The organism is Nonomuraea salmonea (assembly GCF_042428605.1).
Lineage (GTDB): Bacteria > Actinomycetota > Actinomycetes > Streptosporangiales > Streptosporangiaceae > Nonomuraea > Nonomuraea salmonea.
Window position 1 is genome coordinate 327,182 of sequence record NZ_JBHMCF010000036.1, and the last position, 17,024, is coordinate 344,205.

A 17,024-nucleotide genomic window follows, 5' to 3' on the forward strand; every position below is an offset into this window, starting at 1 on the left:
AGCCCGGCGCAATGGCCGGGCCGGAAAAGTCAGGACAAGAGGGGGTCGATCGCCACGGCGAGGAACAGCAGCGCCAGGTAGGCGTTCGACCAGTGGAAGAAGCGCATCGGCCGCAGCTGCACGCCCGTCTTGCCGGCGTTGAGCCTGGCCAGCAGGCGGTGCACCTCCCACAGGCACACCACTCCCAGCACGGCCGCCACCACCGGGTAGAACAGCGTGGTGCCCGCCACCGGCCACAGCGCCAGCGAGCACAGCACGGTCGCCCAGGTGTAGGCGATGGACTCCAGCACCACCCGCCGCTCGGTGGCCACCACCGGCAGCATCGGCACCTTCGCCGCCGCGTAGTCCTCCTTGTAGCGCATGGCCAGCGTCCACGTGTGCGGCGGCGTCCAGAAGAACACCACCCCGAACAGCACCAGCGGCGCCCAGTCGAGCCGCTCGGTGATGCCGGCCCAGCCGATCATCACCGGCATGCAGCCCGCGATGCCGCCCCACACGATGTTCTGGGCCGTGCGGCGCTTGAGGATCATCGAGTAGACCAGCACGTAGAACAGGATCGCGCCGAGCGACAGCAGCGCGGCCAGCCAGTTGGTGGTCAGCCAAAGCCCCAGCGTGGACGCCACACCCAGCGCGATGCCGAAGATCAGCGCGTTGCGCGGCGACACCTGGTGCCTGGCCAGCGGCCGCCTGCGGGTGCGCCGCATCTTCTGGTCGATGTCGCGATCCACGTAGCAGTTGAGCGCGTTGGCGCTGCCCGCCGATAGGGTGCCGAACACCATGACCGAGATCGACGTCCACAGCGGCGGCAGGCCGCCTGCCGCGAGGAACATCACCGGCAGTGTCGTGATCAGCAGCAGCTCGATGATCCGCGGCTTGGTGAGAGCGATGTAGGCCTTGACGGTCATGCCGATCGAGCGCGGCGCCTCCACCTGCGGAGAGGGGGCCGTCGCCTGCCTGTTGGTCAGCACCGTCAAGGCGCTTCCAGCCTGTCGGAAGTCAACGCGTAACCTCTGATTAGAGCGGATCCATGGGCGGGCGCCGGAACGCCCCTGCGAACAAACAAACTGTAGTCGCAGGGTGAGCCGGTCCGGCCAATGGGGGGCTTGAGCCGTACATGGACACGCGAGGGTGGAATGGGAATCGATCGCCCCGCCGCCTCGGTTAGTGTCCGGTGTAGGCGCGGGCCACGCGATCTCGCGGCCGATCGTGCGGGCCGCGGGCGGGACAAGCCACAACCAATGACAACTAGATTCCGGAGATCGAGCACTTGAGCACCGAACTCGTGCCAGCCCTTGAATGGACCGACCTCGACAAGAAGGCGGTCGACGTCGTCCGGGCACTGGCGATGGACGCAGTGGAGAAGGCGGGCTCGGGTCACCCCGGCACCGCCATGAGCCTGGCCCCCGCCGCCTACCTGTTGTTCCAGCACGTCATGCGGCATGACCCGACCGATCCTTCGTGGATCGGGCGTGACCGCTTCGTGCTGTCGTGCGGCCACACCAGCCTGACGCTCTACATCCAGCTCTACCTGTCGGGCTACGGCCTCACGCTGGACGACCTGAGGCGGCTGCGCCAGTGGGACAGCCTGACCCCCGGCCACCCCGAGCACGGACACACCGCGGGCGTCGAGACCACGACGGGCCCGCTCGGCCAGGGCCTCGGCAACGCGGTCGGCATGGCGATGGCGGCCCGCCGCGAGCGCGGCCTGTTCGACCCCGACGCCGCGCCCGGCACCTCGCCGTTCGACCACCACATCTGGTGCATCGTCAGCGACGGCGACATCGAGGAGGGCATCAGCCACGAGGCCAGCGCGATCGCCGGCCACCAGAAGCTGGGCAACCTCGTGGTCGTCTACGACGACAACCACATCTCCATCGAGGACGACACCCAGATCGCCAAGTCCGAGGACGTCGTGGCCCGCTACGAGGCCTACGGCTGGCACACCGAGAGCGTCGACTGGACCGCGACCGGCGACTACGTCGAGGACGTCCAGGCGCTCTACGAGGCGCTCCAGGCGGCCAAGGCCGAGACCGACCGCCCGTCGTTCATCCGGCTGCGCACGATCATCGGCTGGCCCGCGCCCAACAAGCAGAACACCGGCAAGATCCACGGCTCCGCCCTGGGCGAGGCCGAGGTCGCCGCCACCAAGGAAGTGCTCGGCATGGACCCGAGCAAGAGCTTCGACGTGCCGGCCGAGGTGCTGGAGCACGCCCGCGGCATCGCCCGGCGTGGCCGCGCCGAGCACGCCGACTGGGACAAGCGCTACAGCGAGTGGCGTCTGGCCGACCCCGAGCGGGCCGCCGAGCTCGACCGCATCTCCCACCGCGAGCTGCCGGCCGGCTGGGCCACCGCGCTGCCGTCGTTCGACAAGGGCGCCTCGATCGCCACCCGCAAGGCCTCCGGCGAGGTGCTCAACGCGCTCGCGCCGGTGCTGCCCGAGCTGTGGGGCGGCTCGGCCGACCTGGCAGAGTCCAACAACACCACGATGAAGGGCGAGCCGTCCTTCATCCCGGAGGAACACCAGACCAAGGAGTTCCCCGGTAACCGCTACGGCCGCACGCTGCACTTCGGCATCCGCGAGCACGCCATGGGCGCCATTCTCAACGGCATCGCGCTGCACGGCGGCACCCGCCCCTACGGCGGCACGTTCCTGGTCTTCTCCGACTACATGCGGCCGTCGGTGCGCCTGGCCGCGCTGATGAAGCTGCCGGTCACCTACGTGTGGACGCACGACTCCATCGGCCTCGGCGAGGACGGCCCCACCCACCAGCCGATCGAGCACCTGTGGGCGCTGCGCGCGATCCCCGGCCTCGACGTGGTCCGGCCCGCCGACGCCAACGAGACGGCCTACGCCTGGAAGGCCGTGCTCGAGCACACCGACCGGCCCGCCGCGCTGGCGCTGACCCGCCAGAACCTCCCGGTCTACGAGGGCACCAGCGCCGACGGCGTGGCCCGCGGCGGCTACGTGCTGCGCGAGGCGTCCGACGGCCAGCCGAAGGTCATCCTCATCGCCACGGGCAGCGAGGTGCAGCTCGCCGTCGAGGGCCGCGAACTCCTGGAGTCGCAGGGCATCCCGACGCGGGTGGTCTCGATGCCGTGTGTCGAATGGTTCAAGGGGCAGGATTCCGCATATAGGCAGACGGTTCTGCCCTCGTCGATCCGGGCTCGGGTCGCGGTCGAGGCGGGCATCGCGCTCGGCTGGCACGAGTACGTCGGCGAGTGCGGCGAGGTGGTCAGCCTCGAACACTTCGGTGCTTCGGCCCCGTACAGGACTCTGTACGAGCAGTTCGGGCTGACGGCGGAGCGCGTGGCGGCCGCGGCGAGGGCGAGCCTGGCCAAGCTGGGTCAGGACAAGGGCGAGACGACGGGAAACTGAAGAAGAGATGAGCGAGATCCTCAACAAGCTGTCCGGCCAGGGCGTGGCCATCTGGCTCGACGACATCAGCCGTGAGCGGCTGCGCACCGGCAACCTCGAAGAGCTGATCCGCGTCAAGAACGTCGTCGGGGTGACGTCCAACCCGACGATCTTCGCCAACGCGCTCAGCAAGGGCGACGCCTACGACGCCCAGCTGCACGACCTCGCGGTCCGCGGCGTCGACGTCGGGGAGGCCGTGCGCGCCATCACCACCTACGACATCCGCTGGGCCGCCGACGTGCTGCGCCCGGTCTACGACTCCAGCGGCGGCGTGGACGGCCGCGTTTCGCTGGAGGTCGACCCGCGCCTGGCGCGCGACTCCGAGAAGACGATCGCCGAGGCCAGGGCGCTGTGGTGGCTGGTCGACCGGCCCAACCTGATGATCAAGATCCCGGCCACGGTGGAGGGTCTGCCCGCGATCACGCAGGCGCTGTCGGAGGGCATCAGCGTCAACGTCACGCTGATCTTCTCCCTCGAGCGTTACCGCGCGGTCATGGACGCCTGGCTCGCCGGCCTGGAGGCCGCGCAGGCCAAGGGGCTCAACCTGGCCACGATCGAGTCGGTGGCCTCGTTCTTCGTCAGCCGCGTCGACACCGAGATCGACAAGCGGCTCGACAAGGTGGGCAAGCCGGAGCTGAAGGGCAAGGCGGGCGTGGCCAACGCGCGCCTGGCGTACGCGGCGTTCGAGGACGTGATGAACTCCGAGCGCTGGCAGCGCCTGCGTGAGGCGGGCGCGCGGCCGCAGCGGCCGCTGTGGGCCTCGACCGGCGTCAAGAACCCCGAGTACTCCGACACCCTCTACGTCGACCAGCTCGTCGCGCCCGGCACCGTCAACACGATGCCGGAGAAGACGCTCGACGCCACGGCCGACCACGCTGCCGTCTCGGGCGACACCGTGCGCCCGTTCTACGAGCAGGCCTGGAACACCATGGCCGCGCTCAAGGACGCCGGCATCGACTACGACGACGTCGTGAAGGTGCTGGAGGACGAGGGCGTGGAGAAGTTCGCGGCGTCCTGGAACGAGCTGCTCGAGAGCGTCACCAAGAACCTGGTTCCGTGATGGAGGTCTCCTACCGCGAGGAGGGGGTGGCATCCGCCGCCTCCTCCGTCGCGGGGCGCCTCGTCGCCGACGGCGTGCCCGCGCGGCTCGCCGGCGGCGACCCCACGTTGTGGGGTGAGGACGCCGAGGCGGAGGCGGCGGCCCGGCTCGGCTGGCTGTCGCTGCCCCGCCACTCCCGCGAGCTGCTGCCCGTGCTGGGCGAGCTCGCGGGCCGGGCCCGCGCCGCGGGCCTGACGAACGTGGTGCTGGCCGGCATGGGCGGCTCGTCGCTGGCGGCGCAGGTCATCTGCGACACCGCCGACGTGCCGCTCACCGTGCTCGACACGACCGACCCGGGCCAGGTCCGCAGGGCCCTGGCCGAGGGCCTTTCCGCCACGGTCGTGGTGGTGGCGGGGCGCAGCGGCTCGACGGTCGAGACCGACAGCCTGCTGCGCGTCTATGAGCAGCACTTCGCCGACGCGGGGCTCGACCCGGCCGGCCACATCGTGATCGTCACCGCTCCCGGCTCGCCGCTCGAACGGCGGGCCGTGTCGGCCGGCTACCAGCTCGTGCCCGCCGCCCTCAGCGTGGGCGGCCGCTACTCGGCGCTGTCGGCGTTCGGGCTGGTGCCCGCCGCGCTGGCGGGGGCCGACGTGGAGCGGCTGCTGGACGACGCCGACGAGGTGTCGCCGCTGCTGTCGCGCGACACCGGCAACCCCGGTCTCGAGCTGGGCGCCGCGCTCGCCGGCGCGGCGCTGGCCGGCCGCGACAAGCTGGTGCTCGAAGACCAGCTGACGGCCATCAACGGCCTGCCCGACTGGATCGAGGAGCTGGTCGCGGAGTCCACCGGCAAGCAGGGCAGGGGGATCCTGCCGGTGGTGGGCGCCGACCCCAACGGCACCCGCGACGAGCTGGTCGTCGCCATCGACTCCGACGTCGGGGACGTGCGGGTGGACGGGCCGCTGGGCGCGCAGTTCCTGGTCTGGGAGTACGCGACCGCCCTCGCCTGCTCGGTGCTGGGCGTCAACCCGTTCGACGAGCCCAACGTGGCCGAGTCGGCCGCGGGCGCCGACGCGCTGCTGGCCCTGCCCGACCTGCCGACCGGCGCGCCGTCGTTCGTGGACGGCCCGGTCGAGGCGTACGGCGCGGCGACGGCGAAGGATCTGCCCGGCCTGTTCGCCGAGCTGCTGCGCGCGATCCCGGGCGACGGCTACCTCGCGGTCACCGCCTACCTCGACCGGCTGGCCGCCTTCGACGCCCCGGTGCCCGACGGCGCCGACTTCGAGCAGATGACCGACGCCTGGATGATGGCCGACCCGCTGACCCTGCGCACCCTGCTCGCGCTGCGCACCGACCGGCCGGTGACGTTCGGGTGGGGGCCGCGCTATCTGCACTCGACCGGGCAATACCACAAGGGCGGGCCACAGAACGGCGTGTTTCTGCAGATCACAGGGGCAGTGGAGGAAGACGTCGCCGTTCCCGGCCGGCCCTACACGCTGGGCCGGCTCCAGCTCGCGCAGGCGCTGGGCGACCTGGGGGCCCTGGAGACCCGCGGGCGTCCCGCCGTACGCCTGCATCTGACCGACCGCGCGGCGGGAGTCGCGCGTTTGCTCGCAGCCGCACAGGAGGCTTGAGATGACTGACCGCGCAGACCCCGCGGCATCCGCGAAGGAGCCCGTCGCCGCGGCTCCCGCGGAAGAGGCGCTCGCCGTGGCGTCGGCCGTCGCCGGCACCGCCACGACCGAGGCGGTGGCGGCGGCCAACCCGCTGCGCGACCCGCGCGACAAGCGGCTGCCCAGGGTGGCAGGGCCGTGCGTGATGGTGTTGTTCGGCGTGACGGGTGACCTGGCCAAGCGCAAGCTGTTGCCGGCCATTTACGACCTGGGCAACCGGGGGCTGCTGCCGCCCGGCTTCTCGCTGGTCGGCTTTGCCCGGCGCGATTGGAAGGACCAGGATTTCGCCCAGTTGACGTACGAGGCCGTCAAGGCGCATGCGCGGACGCCGTTCCGCGAGGAGGTCTGGAAGCAGCTGCGCGAGGGCATCCACTTCGTGCCCGGCGAGTTCTCCGACGACGGCGCCTTCGACGCGCTCGCCATGGCGTTGGCCGAGATCGACGAGACCCGGGGCACGGGCGGAAACTACGCTTTCTACTTGTCGGTGCCGCCGAAGTTCTTCCCCGTGGTGGTGGAGCAGCTCAAGCGCACCCGCCTGTCCGACGCCCCCGACGGCTCGTGGCGGCGCGTGGTGATCGAGAAGCCGTTCGGCCACGACCTGCAGTCGGCCCACGAGCTCAACGAGATCACCACCTCGGCCTTCCCGGAGAGCTCGATCTTCAGGATCGACCACTACCTGGGCAAGGAGACCGTCCAGAACATCATGGCGCTGAGGTTCGCCAACAACCTCTACGAGCCCATCTGGAACCGCAGCTTCGTCGACCACGTGCAGATCACGATGGCCGAGGACATCGGCATCGGCGGCCGGGCCGGCTACTACGACGGCATCGGCGCCGCCCGCGACGTGATCCAGAACCACCTGCTCCAGCTGCTCGCGCTGGTCGCGATGGAGGACCCGACCTCGTTCGAGGCGGCCTCGCTGCGCCGGGAGAAGGAGAAGGTGCTCAAGGCCGTGCGGCTGCCGGCCAACCTGGGGCTCAACACCGCGCGCGGCCAGTACGCCGCCGGCTGGCAGGGCGGCGAGAAGGTCGTCGGCTACCTCCAGGAGGAGGGCATCTCGGCGGAGTCCACGACCGAGACGTACGCCGCGATCAAGCTGGAGATCGCCAACAGGCGCTGGGCCGGGGTGCCGTTCTACCTGCGCACCGGCAAGCGGCTGGGGCGCCGGGTGACCGAGGTGGCCGTGGTGTTCCAGCGGGCGCCGCACCTGCCCTTCAGCGCCGACGACACCGAGATCCTCGGCCAGAACGCGCTGGTCGTGCGCGTGCAGCCGGACGAGGGCATCACCGTGCGCTTCGGCTCGAAGGTGCCGGGCACGGCGATGGAGGTGCGCGACGTGTCCATGGACTTCGCCTACGGCGAGTCGTTCCTGGAGTCGTCGCCGGAGGCGTACGAGCGCCTGCTGCTCGACGTGATGATCGGTGATCCACCGTTGTTCCCGCACCAGCGGGAGGTGGAGCTGTCGTGGAAGATCCTCGACCCGATCGAGGAGTTCTGGGCCACGCAGGGCCAGCCGGAGGCGTACGAGTCGGGGTCGTGGGGCCCCGAGTCGGCCGACGCGATGATGGCCCGCGACGGCCGCGTGTGGAGGAGGCTCTGACATGACGACCTTCATGCTGACCGACACCACGGCAGGCAAGATCGCCGCCCAGTTCACGCACCTGCGGCACCAGATGGGCGCGCCGGCCATCGGCATGGTGCTCACGCTCGTCGTGGTGAGCGAGGAGCGCCACCAGTACGACGCGCTGCGCGCCGCCACCGAGGCGGCCCGCGAGCACCCGTCGCGCATCATCGTGGTGATCAAGCGCGAGGAGGACGAGCCGATCAGGCTCGACGCCGAGCTGCGCATCGGCGAGAACACGCCGGGCGAGGTCGTGGTGCTGCGCCTGTACGGCGAGCTGACCGAGCACGCCGACTCCGTCGTGAGCCCGCTGCTGCTGCCCGACACGCCCGTGGTGGCGTGGTGGCCGGGCGCGGCGCCGGACGCGCCGTCCAAGGACGCCATCGGGGCACTGGCGCAGCGGCGCATCACCGATGCCAAGGGCTTCGACGACGGCGGCGTCAAGTCGCTGGTGACCCGCGCCAAGGGCTACGCCCGCGGCGACACCGACCTGGCGTGGGCCCGGCTGACGCCGTGGCGCAGCCTGCTCGCCGCCGCGTTCGACCAGCCGGTGGGCAAGGTGCGCAAGGGCGTCGTCGAGGCGTCGGCGGGCCACCCCAGCGCGCCGCTGCTCGCGGCGTGGCTGTCGGAGCGGCTGGGCTGCTCGGTCAGGGTGACCGAGTCGGCGGGTCCCGGCCTGACCGCCGTACGCCTGCAGCTCGCCGAGGGTGAGCTGTCCGTCGTGCGCACCGACGCCCGGCTGGCCACGCTCTCCCGCCCCGGCCAGCCCGACAGGAACGTGGCACTGGCCAGGCGGCAGACGTCGGAGCTGATGGCGGAGGAGCTGCGCAGGCTCGACAGCGACGAGATCTACGAGGCCGCGGTGAAGCGGTTCGCGAGGACGTTCAAGGGATGAGCAAAGTGAGCGTGCCCAGCATCGTCGTGCACCGCGACGCCGACGTCCTGGCCAAGGCCGTGGCGGCGCGCATCATCACACGGCTGGTCGACGTGCAGTCGGCGAAGGGCTCGGCGTCGATCGTGCTGACGGGCGGCACGGTCGGCATCGCCACACTGGCCGCCATCGCGGCCACGCCCGCCAGGGACGCCGTCGACTGGCGGCGCCTCGACGTCTGGTGGGGCGACGAACGCTTCCTGCCCGACGGCGACAAGGAGCGCAACGAGACCGGCGCCCGCCAGGCGCTGCTCGACCACGTCGACGTCGATCCGGAGCGCGTGCACGTCATGCGCGGCTCCGACTCCGGCATGTCGGCCGAGGAGTCCGCCGACGCGTACGCCGCCGAGCTGCGCAAGGCGGCGCGACCCGAGGACCACGGCCCGGTGCCGGCCTTCGACGTGATGCTGCTCGGCATGGGGCCCGACTCCCACGTGGCGTCGCTGTTCCCCGGCATGCCCGCCCTGTACGACACGCGCCCCGTGGTGGCCGTGCACGGCTCGCCCAAGCCGCCGCCGACCCGCATCTCGCTGACCCTGCCCGCCATCCAGGCCTCGCGCGAGGTGTGGGTGGTCGCGGCCGGTGAGGAGAAGTCGGGCGCGGTGCGGATGGCGCTGTCCGACTCCGGCCCCGTCCAGGTGCCGGCAGCGGGGGCGCGGGGGCGCGGGCGGACGTTGTTCCTGCTCGACCGGGCCGCTGCGGCCAAGATCCCGCCCGGCCTCGGCCGCCACGCCTCTCCGTGACCCGGCCCGCGAGCCACCGGCCTCGCGGGTTCGCCCAGGTCATTCCGGGCCCGGTCTCCTCGTGAGACCGGGCCCGTCCTGTTCGCCTTCGAGCGGCTTCTGCCGCGTCAGGCCGTCGCGGTGAGGGCGTCGATCTCGGCGAGCAGCGCCTGCTTGCGCTCTTCGGCCAGGTACGACGCCCGCACCCCGTTACGTGCCAGCTCGGCCAGGTCCTGCCGGCCGAGCCCGAAGACCCGGGCGGCGACCCGGTACTCGTCGGCCAGCGTGGTCGCGAACATGGGCGGGTCGTCGCTGTTCAGCGTCACGAACAGGCCCTCGGCCAGCAGGCGGGGCAGCGGGTGGTCCTCGATGCGGCCGATCTGGCCGGTGCACAGGTTCGAGGTGGGGCACACGTCGAGCGGGATCCCGGTCTCGCGCAGGTGGGCCACCAGGCGGGGGTCGTCCAGGCAGTTGATGCCGTGGCCGATGCGCTCGGCGCCGTAGTGCTCGACGACCTCCCAGATCGTCTCGGGCCCGCTCATCTCCCCGCCGTGCGGGACGCTGTGCAGCCCGGCCGCCCGCGCGGCGGTGAACGCGGCGCGGTAGGCGTCGCGGTACTTCGGGCGTTCCTGCTCGATCCCGCCGATGCCGAAACCTACCAATGCGGCGGGAGGTTCCTGCAGGGCGTGCTCCAGCGTCACCTTGGCGGCCTCCTCGCCGTACTCGCCGGGGATGTCGAAGATGTACGCCATCTCGACGCCGTGCTCGGTGAGCGAGCGGCGGGCGGCCAGGTCGAGCGCCTCGGTGACCGCGCGCATGGGGAGCCCGACCACGCGGTGGGCGTACGGGGTGACCTGCAGCTCCGCGTAGCGGCCGCCCTGGGAGGCGAGGTCGCGGGCCAGGCCGAGCACGAGGGTGGCGATGTCCTCCGGCTCGCGTACGAGGGCGTTGACGGCGCCGTACACGCGGGCGAAGTGCGGGAAGTCGGTGAAGGTGTAGAAGCGGCGCAACTCCTCCTCGTCCGTCGGCACGCCGCTGCCGGGGTGGCGCCTGGCGAGCTCCAGGACGGTCGGCACCGAGGCGGAGCCGATGAGGTGGACGTGCAGCTCGACCTTGGGCAGGGCGTCGATGAAGGCGTCGATGGTCATGCGGACGACCCTAGGACGGGCATTCCCCCGAAGAACAGGCTTTTCCGCTGAATCTCACACGACATTGTCAGTTTACTCGGCTGGGTTAGGCTGAGGCGGTGACCAACGCCGAAGCGTACGATCGCGGCTTCGCCCACCTCAGCTGCCACACCGTCGGCCCCCTCCTCGCCAGGGCGTGCCCTGGCCGCGCGCCGCGCCTGCTCGACGTGGGCTGCGGCACCGGCGTGGTGACGGCCGCCGCGCTGGCGCTGGGCGCCGAGGTCACCGCCGTCGACGCCGACGCCGCCATGCTGGAGCTGGCCGCCCGGCGGCACCCGTACGCGACCGTGCGGCTCGCCGCCCTGCCCGACCTGCCGTTCGAGGACGGGCGTTTCGACGCGATCGCCGGCAACTTCGTCATCAACCACGTCCCCGACACCCGCGCGGCGCTCGCCGAGCTGCACCGGCTGCTGCGTCCCGGCGGCACGCTCGCGCTGACCTGGTGGAAGGGCGACGAGATGACCGCCACCAACGTCTTCGCCGACGCCATCGCCCAGGCGGGCATCCCCTACGACCCGCCGGTCAGGCCGTTCTCCGCCCACGACACCCCGTCCCGCTTCACGGCCCTGCTGACCGAGACGGGCTTCGGCGAACCGGCCGTGGAGTGCGTCCGCTGGCGGCACCAGGTCGACCTCGCGACGTGGTGGACCGACGTGGTGGCGGCGGGCGGCGCCCGCTTCGGCACGATCGCCGGCCGCCCGCCCGAGGTCGTGGCACGCGTCAGAGCCCACTACCTGAGGCTCGCGGCTCCGTACGGACAGGACGGCTTCCCCGTCTGCGCCTACCTCGTCACCGCCCACCGCCCCACGTAACCCCCGCGCCACCCCTGCGCGTCCGCCCGGCTCACCATCGCGGCCCGCCCCCGTCCGCGCCGGTCACCGTTCCAGCCGTTGCCGGGCGTGGCGTTCCTCCCGCTTCGTGACCTCCAGGCGCTGCCTGGCGTCGTCGAGCTTCTTGCGGGCCTTGGCGAGCTTCTTCTCCAGACGCTCCACCTTCTCCGCGCGCTCGTCGTACTCCCGCTGAGCGCTCTCCAGCGTCGCCAGCCACTCACGGTGCGCCGCCTCGGCCTCCTCGCGCTCCTTGACCTTCCTGGCCGCCTCCTCCTCGCGCCTGCGCGCCTCGGCGGCCTCGCCGGCCTCGCCGGTCTCGTCGGCCTCCTCAGCGGCGCCCTTCTTCTTGGCGCGCGACGGCCGCGGCCGGGTGACGGGCGCGGGGGCGAAGCCGCTGTACCGCAGGGGCTTGGCCAGGCGGCCCCGCCGCACCTCGGCGGCCGCCTCCTCGTCCACGAGCGCCGCGTCCAGCGTCTGGTCCACCTCGGTGGCGGCGGCGGCCGACAGGTCGCCGGCCTGCCTGGCCAGGCGGCCCACCTTGGCGCTCACCTCGCCCCTGAGCCGGGTCAGCTCGGCCAGCTCGTCCGCGTCCTGCTCCTGCCAGGCAGCGCGCAGCCGCTCCCCCACCTCCAGCAGCTCGTCCAGCTCGGCGGAATGCTCGCGGGAGAGCCGGTTCACCGCCCAGGCCGACACCGTGGGCTTGCCCAGCTTCGCGATCTCCTTGGCGAGCCCGGCGTCGCCCGCCTCCTTGGCCGCGCGGGCCGCCTCCGCGCGGGCGGCGGTGAACTCCGGCGGCGGCACCCCGTACAGGCGGTCCGCCACCTCGTCGAGATCCACACAGGACAAATACCCCTCACGGCCGGTTTTCTAGCGCATAGTGGAGGCAGCCCCAGCCGAACGGAGGCCCCCGGTGTTCGAACGCTTCACCGACCGTGCGCGCAGGGTCGTCGTCCTCGCCCAGGAGGAGGCGCGGATGATGAACCACAACTACATCGGCACGGAGCACATATTGCTCGGCCTCATCCACGAGCGCGAAGGGCTCGCCTCCCTCGTGCTCGACGGGTGCGGCGTGCAGCTGGAGCGCGTACGCGCCTTCGTGGAGCGGGAGGTCGGCCACGGCGACAAACCGCCCGGCGGGCACATCCCGTTCACGCCGCGCGCCAAGAAGGTCCTGGAGCTGTCGCTGCGCGAGGCCCTGCAACTGCGCCACAACTACATCGGCACCGAGCACATCCTGCTCGGGCTCATCAGGGAGGGCGAGGGCCCGGCCGCCCAGGCGCTCGCCGACGCGGGCGCGGACCTGACGGACGTACGCCAGCGCGTGCTCAACCGCGTCGGCCGCGGCTCCAAGGAGCGCTCCGGCGAGATGCTCTTCTCCAACGACCCCTCATTGATCGACCGCCTCACCAGGATCCAGGAGAGCCTCGACCGCATCGAACGCCACCTCGGCATCCAGCGCGAAGAACCCGCCACGGACCGGCGCCAGAACGACGCGAGCGAGGACGAGACCGGCACGGGCTGACGCCGGTTCGCGGAGGTCAGCGCAGGGCGGCCACCGTGTCGAGTGGGTTGTCCAGGAGGCCGGCGAAGGCGAGCTCGGCCGCCCCGGCGAGCGTGGTGTCGTCGCCGAGCGCGGTCACGGCCAGCCGGACGCGTTCGCGCGAGACCGGCAGCACGTGCGCGTCCACGCGGGTGCGCACCCGTGGCGCGGCGCCCGGGTAGACGTCGCGCAGCATGCCGCCGAAGACCACGAGCGCCGGGTTGAACAGGTTGATGAGGTTGACGATGCCGACGCCGAGCCAGTCGCCGACGCGGTCGAGCGCGTGGCGGGCGCGGGCGTCGCCGGTGGCGGCGAGGGCGACGACGGTCCTGATGCCCTCGCGGCCGACGAGCTCGCCGGTCCGCCCCGCGTACCCGAGCAGCGCCTCCTCCCCCGCCTCCGCCTCCAGGCAGCCGCGCGATCCGCACAGGCAGGGCCGCCCGTCGAAGGGGTTGACCAGCATGTGGCCGAGCTCGCAGCCGTAGCCTCCGTCGCCGTCGAGCAGCTTGCCGCCGACGATGATGCCGCCGCCGACGCCGACGTCGCCGTGCAGGTAGATGAGGTTGTCGACGTCGCGGCCCGCCCCTCGTACGTGCTCGGCGACCGCGCCCAGGTGCGCCTCGTTGCCCACCTCGACCGGCAGCCCGAGCCCGAGCCCGGCGGCCAGCTCGGCGCCGAACGCCTGGTCCACCCAGCCGAGATGCGGCCCGTAGCGTACGGTGCCGTCGGCCCGCCTGATCAGCCCGCAGTACGACGCCCCGACCCCCACGCACACCGACCCGGGAGCGGCTTCGGCGACCAGTTCGCGGCCGAAGGCGGCGAGGACGCCGACGACGTCCTCCAGATCGACCCCGGCCCGCGTGCGCACGGCCTCACGCCGGTCGAGCACCCGCCCGCCGAGCCCCACCCGGGCCGCGAGCAACCGGTCCACGGCGACGTCGAACGCGAGCCCGTACAGCCCCTCCTGCTCGGGCACGACCACGATGGACGGCCGCCCCGCACGCCCCCGGCTGCCGGGCACCCCCTCGCGGACGAGCCCGGCCGCGGCCAGCTCGGCCGTCAGGTCCATGATCGTGCTGCGGTTGAGTCCCATGCGGCGGCTCAGCGCGGCCCGCGACACCGCCCCCTCTTTGTGCACGCGCCGCAGCACCTCGCTCAGGTTCCGCTGCCGCAGCTGCTCCTGCGTCCGCGCGCCCGCCGCCGTCGCCGTCACCCTCGCCAGCTTAGAACGAGTTCCCGTACGAGCCCAGCGAGGCGGCTCCCGATCTAGGCCGGCACCACCGCGCCCACCGGCAGCCGCGCCTCGACCACTCCGGGGTCGTCGGTGTAGCCGAGCGTGGCGCCCAGCGAGACGAGCAGCCGGCGCATCCGTGCGTTGTCGGACAGCATGGACGCCTTGACCTCGGCGTAGCCCAGGTCGCGGGCCGTGCGGACGAGCATCCGCGCCATCGCCGTGCCGAGACCGCGCCCCTGCCAGCGGTCCTCGACCAGGAAGGCCATCTCCGCGATGCCGGGGTCGGGGGTGAACAGCAGGTTGGCCATGCCCACGACCTGCCCGTCGTGCCCGGCGACCAGCGAGTGGCCCTTGTTCCTGTCGCAGAGCCGGTCGAACATGCGCGGCGGCAGCGTCGGCATCGCGGTGAAGTAGCGGAACCTGCGCGATTCGGGCGAGCAGCGGTCGTGCAGGTCGCGTACGGCCTCGCGGTAGATCGAGGTGAGCGGCCGCACGGTCACCTCCACTCCGTCGGCGAGCTTGATCGCGCGCTCGGCGGCGGGCTGCTCGGTGGCGGGCTGGGCGAGCCTGGCGAAGGCGGCCGCCCTGGCCGCCTCGGTCAGGGTGAAAGGCAGCTCCGCGCGGCGCAGCCGGACCGCCCGCTTGGGCGCGACCGGCACTAGGAGCTGGGTCGGGTCGGGAAGATCACTCACGGCCTCACCATAGATCCACCTGGCGTCGTCCGCGCGCAGCAGCTCGGCCAGCAGCTCGGGCAGCCGCCACGGCATCGTGCGCAGCCTGGAGGCCAGCAGCAGCGCCCTGGTGGGCTCGTCGGTCAGCTCGTGGGCGGTGGCCGGCACCACCTGGACGCGGCGGCCGCCGGCCGCCTCCAGGGCCTCGCGCACGGTCTCGGGCGCGGCGGGGATCTCGGCGACGAACTCGTCGACGGTGCCTTCCGTGTCGGACTGTACGCTCAGGCCGAGGATGTTGCCGCCCCTGTCGGCCAGGGCCGCGGCCAGCGAGGCCAGCCGGCCGGGCCGCTCGTCCACCGTGGTGCGGATGCGCAGGAATCCCATGCGTCAGAGCCTGCCGCGCGGCTGTTACGCGGCCGCTACCGACGTGTTTACATCGCGTGATTCATCGCCAGATGTCCGCTTATATCGCCCTATGTCACCTCGGGACCCTGGAGGCCAGCGGGCACGGCAAGATGGAGCGACTGCGAGAAAGGACACACGCGATGGACATCCTCTTCCGCGGCGGCCGGGTCTTCACCCCCGAGGGCGTCGTGACCGCGGCCGTGCTGGTACGGGGCGGCGTGATCGCCGCCGTGGGGCCGGAGGGGGAGCTGGCGCGCGAGCCGCACGAGACGGTCGATCTCGGCGGCGGCCTGCTGGTGCCGGGTTTCACGGACGCGCACATGCACCCGATTCAGGCGGGCCTCGAACGCGCAAAGTGCGACTTGTCCGAAGTTTTCGGCCTTGAGGCGTACAAAGAAAAGATCGCGGACTATGCCGCGAAAAATCCGGATAAAGAGTGGATCGATGGCGGCGGATGGGACATGTCGGCATTCCCCGGCGGTCTTCCCCACCGGGACGAGATCGACTTTCTCGACCGCCCCGCCTATCTGATCCAGCGCGACCACCACGCCGCCTGGGTCAACACCCGGGCACTCGAACGCGCCGGCATCACCCGCGACACCCCCGACCCCGCCGACGGCCGCATCGAGCGCGACGCGAGCGGCGTGCCGACGGGCGTCCTGCACGAGGGCGCGATGGACCTCGTCGGCCTGCTCACCCCCCGCCCGACCGCCCAGGACCTCCAGGACGCGCTGGCGGACTCCGAGCGGCACCTGTTCTCGCTGGGCGTCACCGGCTGGCAGGACGCCATCGTGGGCTCGTACGCGGGCTCCGACGACCCGTTGCCCACCTACCTGTCCGCGGCCCGCTCAGGGCGCCTCCGGGCCCGCGTGACGGGCGCCCTGTGGTGGGACCGCACCCGGGGATCGGACCAGGTCGAGGACCTGGAGGCGAGGCGCGCGTCGGCGGCGGGCCTGGAGCGGTTCACGGCCGGCTCGGTGAAGATCATGCAGGACGGCATCACGGAGAACTTCACCGCCGCCACGCTGGAGCCGTACTGCCTGTGCGGGGGCACGGGCCTGTCGTACGTGGACCCCGTCAAGCTCAAGGAGTACGTCGCCGAGCTGGACAGGCGCGGCTTCCAGGTGCACTTCCACGCCATCGGCGAGCGCGCGGTGCGCGAGGCGCTCGACAGCCTGGAGGGCTCCGACCCGGCCAACCGCCACCACATCGCCCACCTGCAGATCATCGAGCCGTCCGACGTGCCGCGCTTCGCCGCGCTCGGTGTCACGGCCAACCTGCAGCCGCTGTGGGCCACCCACCACGCGCAGATGGACGAGCTGACCCTGCCCTACCTGGGCGAGCCGCGCTCGTCGTGGCAATATCCGTTCGCCGACCTGGTGGCCTGCGGCACCCGGCTGTGCGCCGGCAGCGACTGGCCGGTCTCCAGCGCCGACCCGCTGCAGGGCATGCACGTGGCGGTCAACCGTACGGAACCAGGCGGCTCGGTGCACGCCGGCTACCCGACCGCGCAGACGCCGTTCCTGCCCGGCCAGCGCATCGGCCTGGCGACGGCGATGCGGGCCTACACCGAGGGCTCGGCCTGGATCAACCGCTCACCGGCGGGGCGCATCGAGCCGGGCCGGCCCGCCGACCTGGTGGTGCTCGACCGCGACCCGTTCGCGCTGCCGCCCGGCGACATCTGGACGACGCGGGTGCGGATGACGTTCGTGGACGGCGAGATCGTGCACGAGAGGGCCTGAGACAGGCCGAAGGG

Annotated in this window: 14 protein-coding genes; 9 read left to right on the forward strand and 5 right to left on the reverse strand. The window is 72.1% G+C overall.

The genetic code is table 11. From position 1 onward, the window contains the following. Window positions 1-29: 29 nt before the first annotated feature. A complete protein-coding gene (locus ACFFR3_RS31155; protein ID WP_345386135.1) occupies window positions 30-974 on the reverse strand; it encodes a heme o synthase in 945 nt (314 codons plus the stop codon). A 371-nt stretch (window positions 975-1,345) separates the two neighbouring features. Here ACFFR3_RS31155 and tkt point away from each other — a divergent pair, with 371 nt between their 5' ends. Genes tkt through pgl form a run of 6 tightly spaced genes read left to right on the forward strand, consistent with a single transcriptional unit; the run spans window position 1,346 to window position 9,422 of the window. After that, complete coding sequence (tkt, locus tag ACFFR3_RS31160; protein WP_379484307.1) at window positions 1,346-3,376, forward strand: transketolase; 2,031 nt, start codon at window positions 1,346-1,348, stop codon at window positions 3,374-3,376. 7 nt (window positions 3,377-3,383) lie between these two features. Next, entirely contained in the window at window positions 3,384-4,475 is a 1,092-nt protein-coding gene (gene tal / locus ACFFR3_RS31165) for a transaldolase (protein WP_345386137.1), read from the forward strand. Further along, complete coding sequence (locus tag ACFFR3_RS31170) at window positions 4,475-6,088, forward strand: phosphoglucose isomerase-related protein (RefSeq protein ID WP_379484308.1); 1,614 nt, start codon at window positions 4,475-4,477, stop codon at window positions 6,086-6,088. Before tal ends, ACFFR3_RS31170 begins: the two co-directional genes overlap by 1 nt. Window position 6,089: 1 nt before the next feature. After that, complete coding sequence (gene zwf, locus ACFFR3_RS31175) at window positions 6,090-7,727, forward strand: glucose-6-phosphate dehydrogenase (protein ID WP_364381080.1); 1,638 nt, start codon at window positions 6,090-6,092, stop codon at window positions 7,725-7,727. Between the two features lies 1 nt (window position 7,728). Next, the gene (locus ACFFR3_RS31180; RefSeq protein ID WP_345386141.1) at window positions 7,729-8,643 is read left to right on the forward strand and encodes a glucose-6-phosphate dehydrogenase assembly protein OpcA; all 915 of its coding nucleotides are present in this window, start codon (window positions 7,729-7,731) and stop codon (window positions 8,641-8,643) included. A 5-nt stretch (window positions 8,644-8,648) separates the two neighbouring features. Then, on the forward strand, window positions 8,649-9,422 hold the full coding sequence (gene pgl / locus ACFFR3_RS31185; RefSeq protein ID WP_364381188.1) for a 6-phosphogluconolactonase: 774 nt from the start codon (window positions 8,649-8,651) through the stop codon (window positions 9,420-9,422). A 107-nt stretch (window positions 9,423-9,529) separates the two neighbouring features. Here the strand turns inward: pgl and add are convergent, their stop codons facing one another. Then, window positions 9,530-10,549: an adenosine deaminase gene (gene add, locus ACFFR3_RS31190; RefSeq protein ID WP_345386143.1), complete on the reverse strand. Its 1,020-nt coding sequence runs from the start codon at window positions 10,547-10,549 to the stop codon at window positions 9,530-9,532. 98 nt (window positions 10,550-10,647) lie between these two features. Between add and ACFFR3_RS31195 the strand changes: the two genes are divergently transcribed. Beyond that, complete coding sequence (locus ACFFR3_RS31195; protein WP_345386145.1) at window positions 10,648-11,400, forward strand: class I SAM-dependent methyltransferase; 753 nt, start codon at window positions 10,648-10,650, stop codon at window positions 11,398-11,400. Window positions 11,401-11,463: 63 nt separating this feature from the next. Here ACFFR3_RS31195 and ACFFR3_RS31200 read toward each other — a convergent pair whose 3' ends face one another. Continuing rightward, the gene (locus ACFFR3_RS31200; RefSeq protein ID WP_345386147.1) at window positions 11,464-12,255 is read right to left on the reverse strand and encodes a hypothetical protein; all 792 of its coding nucleotides are present in this window, start codon (window positions 12,253-12,255) and stop codon (window positions 11,464-11,466) included. Between the two features lie 73 nt (window positions 12,256-12,328). Here ACFFR3_RS31200 and ACFFR3_RS31205 point away from each other — a divergent pair, with 73 nt between their 5' ends. Next, on the forward strand, window positions 12,329-12,940 hold the full coding sequence (locus ACFFR3_RS31205) for a Clp protease N-terminal domain-containing protein (RefSeq protein WP_465263758.1): 612 nt from the start codon (window positions 12,329-12,331) through the stop codon (window positions 12,938-12,940). 16 nt (window positions 12,941-12,956) lie between these two features. On the opposite strand, the gene ACFFR3_RS31210 is transcribed toward ACFFR3_RS31205, so the two are convergent. Both ACFFR3_RS31210 and ACFFR3_RS31215 read right to left on the reverse strand, forming a co-directional pair. After that, entirely contained in the window at window positions 12,957-14,171 is a 1,215-nt protein-coding gene (locus ACFFR3_RS31210) for an ROK family protein (RefSeq protein ID WP_379484289.1), read from the reverse strand. Between the two features lie 53 nt (window positions 14,172-14,224). Beyond that, window positions 14,225-15,247, reverse strand: coding sequence for a GNAT family N-acetyltransferase (locus ACFFR3_RS31215; RefSeq protein WP_364381090.1), 1,023 nt, complete (start codon window positions 15,245-15,247; stop codon window positions 14,225-14,227). 161 nt (window positions 15,248-15,408) lie between these two features. Between ACFFR3_RS31215 and ACFFR3_RS31220 the strand changes: the two genes are divergently transcribed. Next, on the forward strand, window positions 15,409-17,010 hold the full coding sequence (locus tag ACFFR3_RS31220; protein WP_379484290.1) for an amidohydrolase: 1,602 nt from the start codon (window positions 15,409-15,411) through the stop codon (window positions 17,008-17,010). Window positions 17,011-17,024 lie beyond the last annotated feature (14 nt).

Coding starts and splice junctions, on each gene's coding strand:
- tal (WP_345386137.1), top strand. CDS start 3,384: ATGAGCGAGATCCTCAACAAGCTGTCCGGCCAGGGCGTGGCCATCTGG.
- ACFFR3_RS31170 (WP_379484308.1), top strand. CDS start 4,475: ATGGAGGTCTCCTACCGCGAGGAGGGGGTGGCATCCGCCGCCTCCTCC.
- zwf (WP_364381080.1), top strand. CDS start 6,090: ATGACTGACCGCGCAGACCCCGCGGCATCCGCGAAGGAGCCCGTCGCC.
- ACFFR3_RS31215 (WP_364381090.1), bottom strand. CDS start 15,247: ATGGGATTCCTGCGCATCCGCACCACGGTGGACGAGCGGCCCGGCCGG.
- ACFFR3_RS31220 (WP_379484290.1), top strand. CDS start 15,409: ATGGACATCCTCTTCCGCGGCGGCCGGGTCTTCACCCCCGAGGGCGTC.
- ACFFR3_RS31180 (WP_345386141.1), top strand. CDS start 7,729: ATGACGACCTTCATGCTGACCGACACCACGGCAGGCAAGATCGCCGCC.
- tkt (WP_379484307.1), top strand. CDS start 1,346: ATGGACGCAGTGGAGAAGGCGGGCTCGGGTCACCCCGGCACCGCCATG.
- add (WP_345386143.1), bottom strand. CDS start 10,549: ATGACCATCGACGCCTTCATCGACGCCCTGCCCAAGGTCGAGCTGCAC.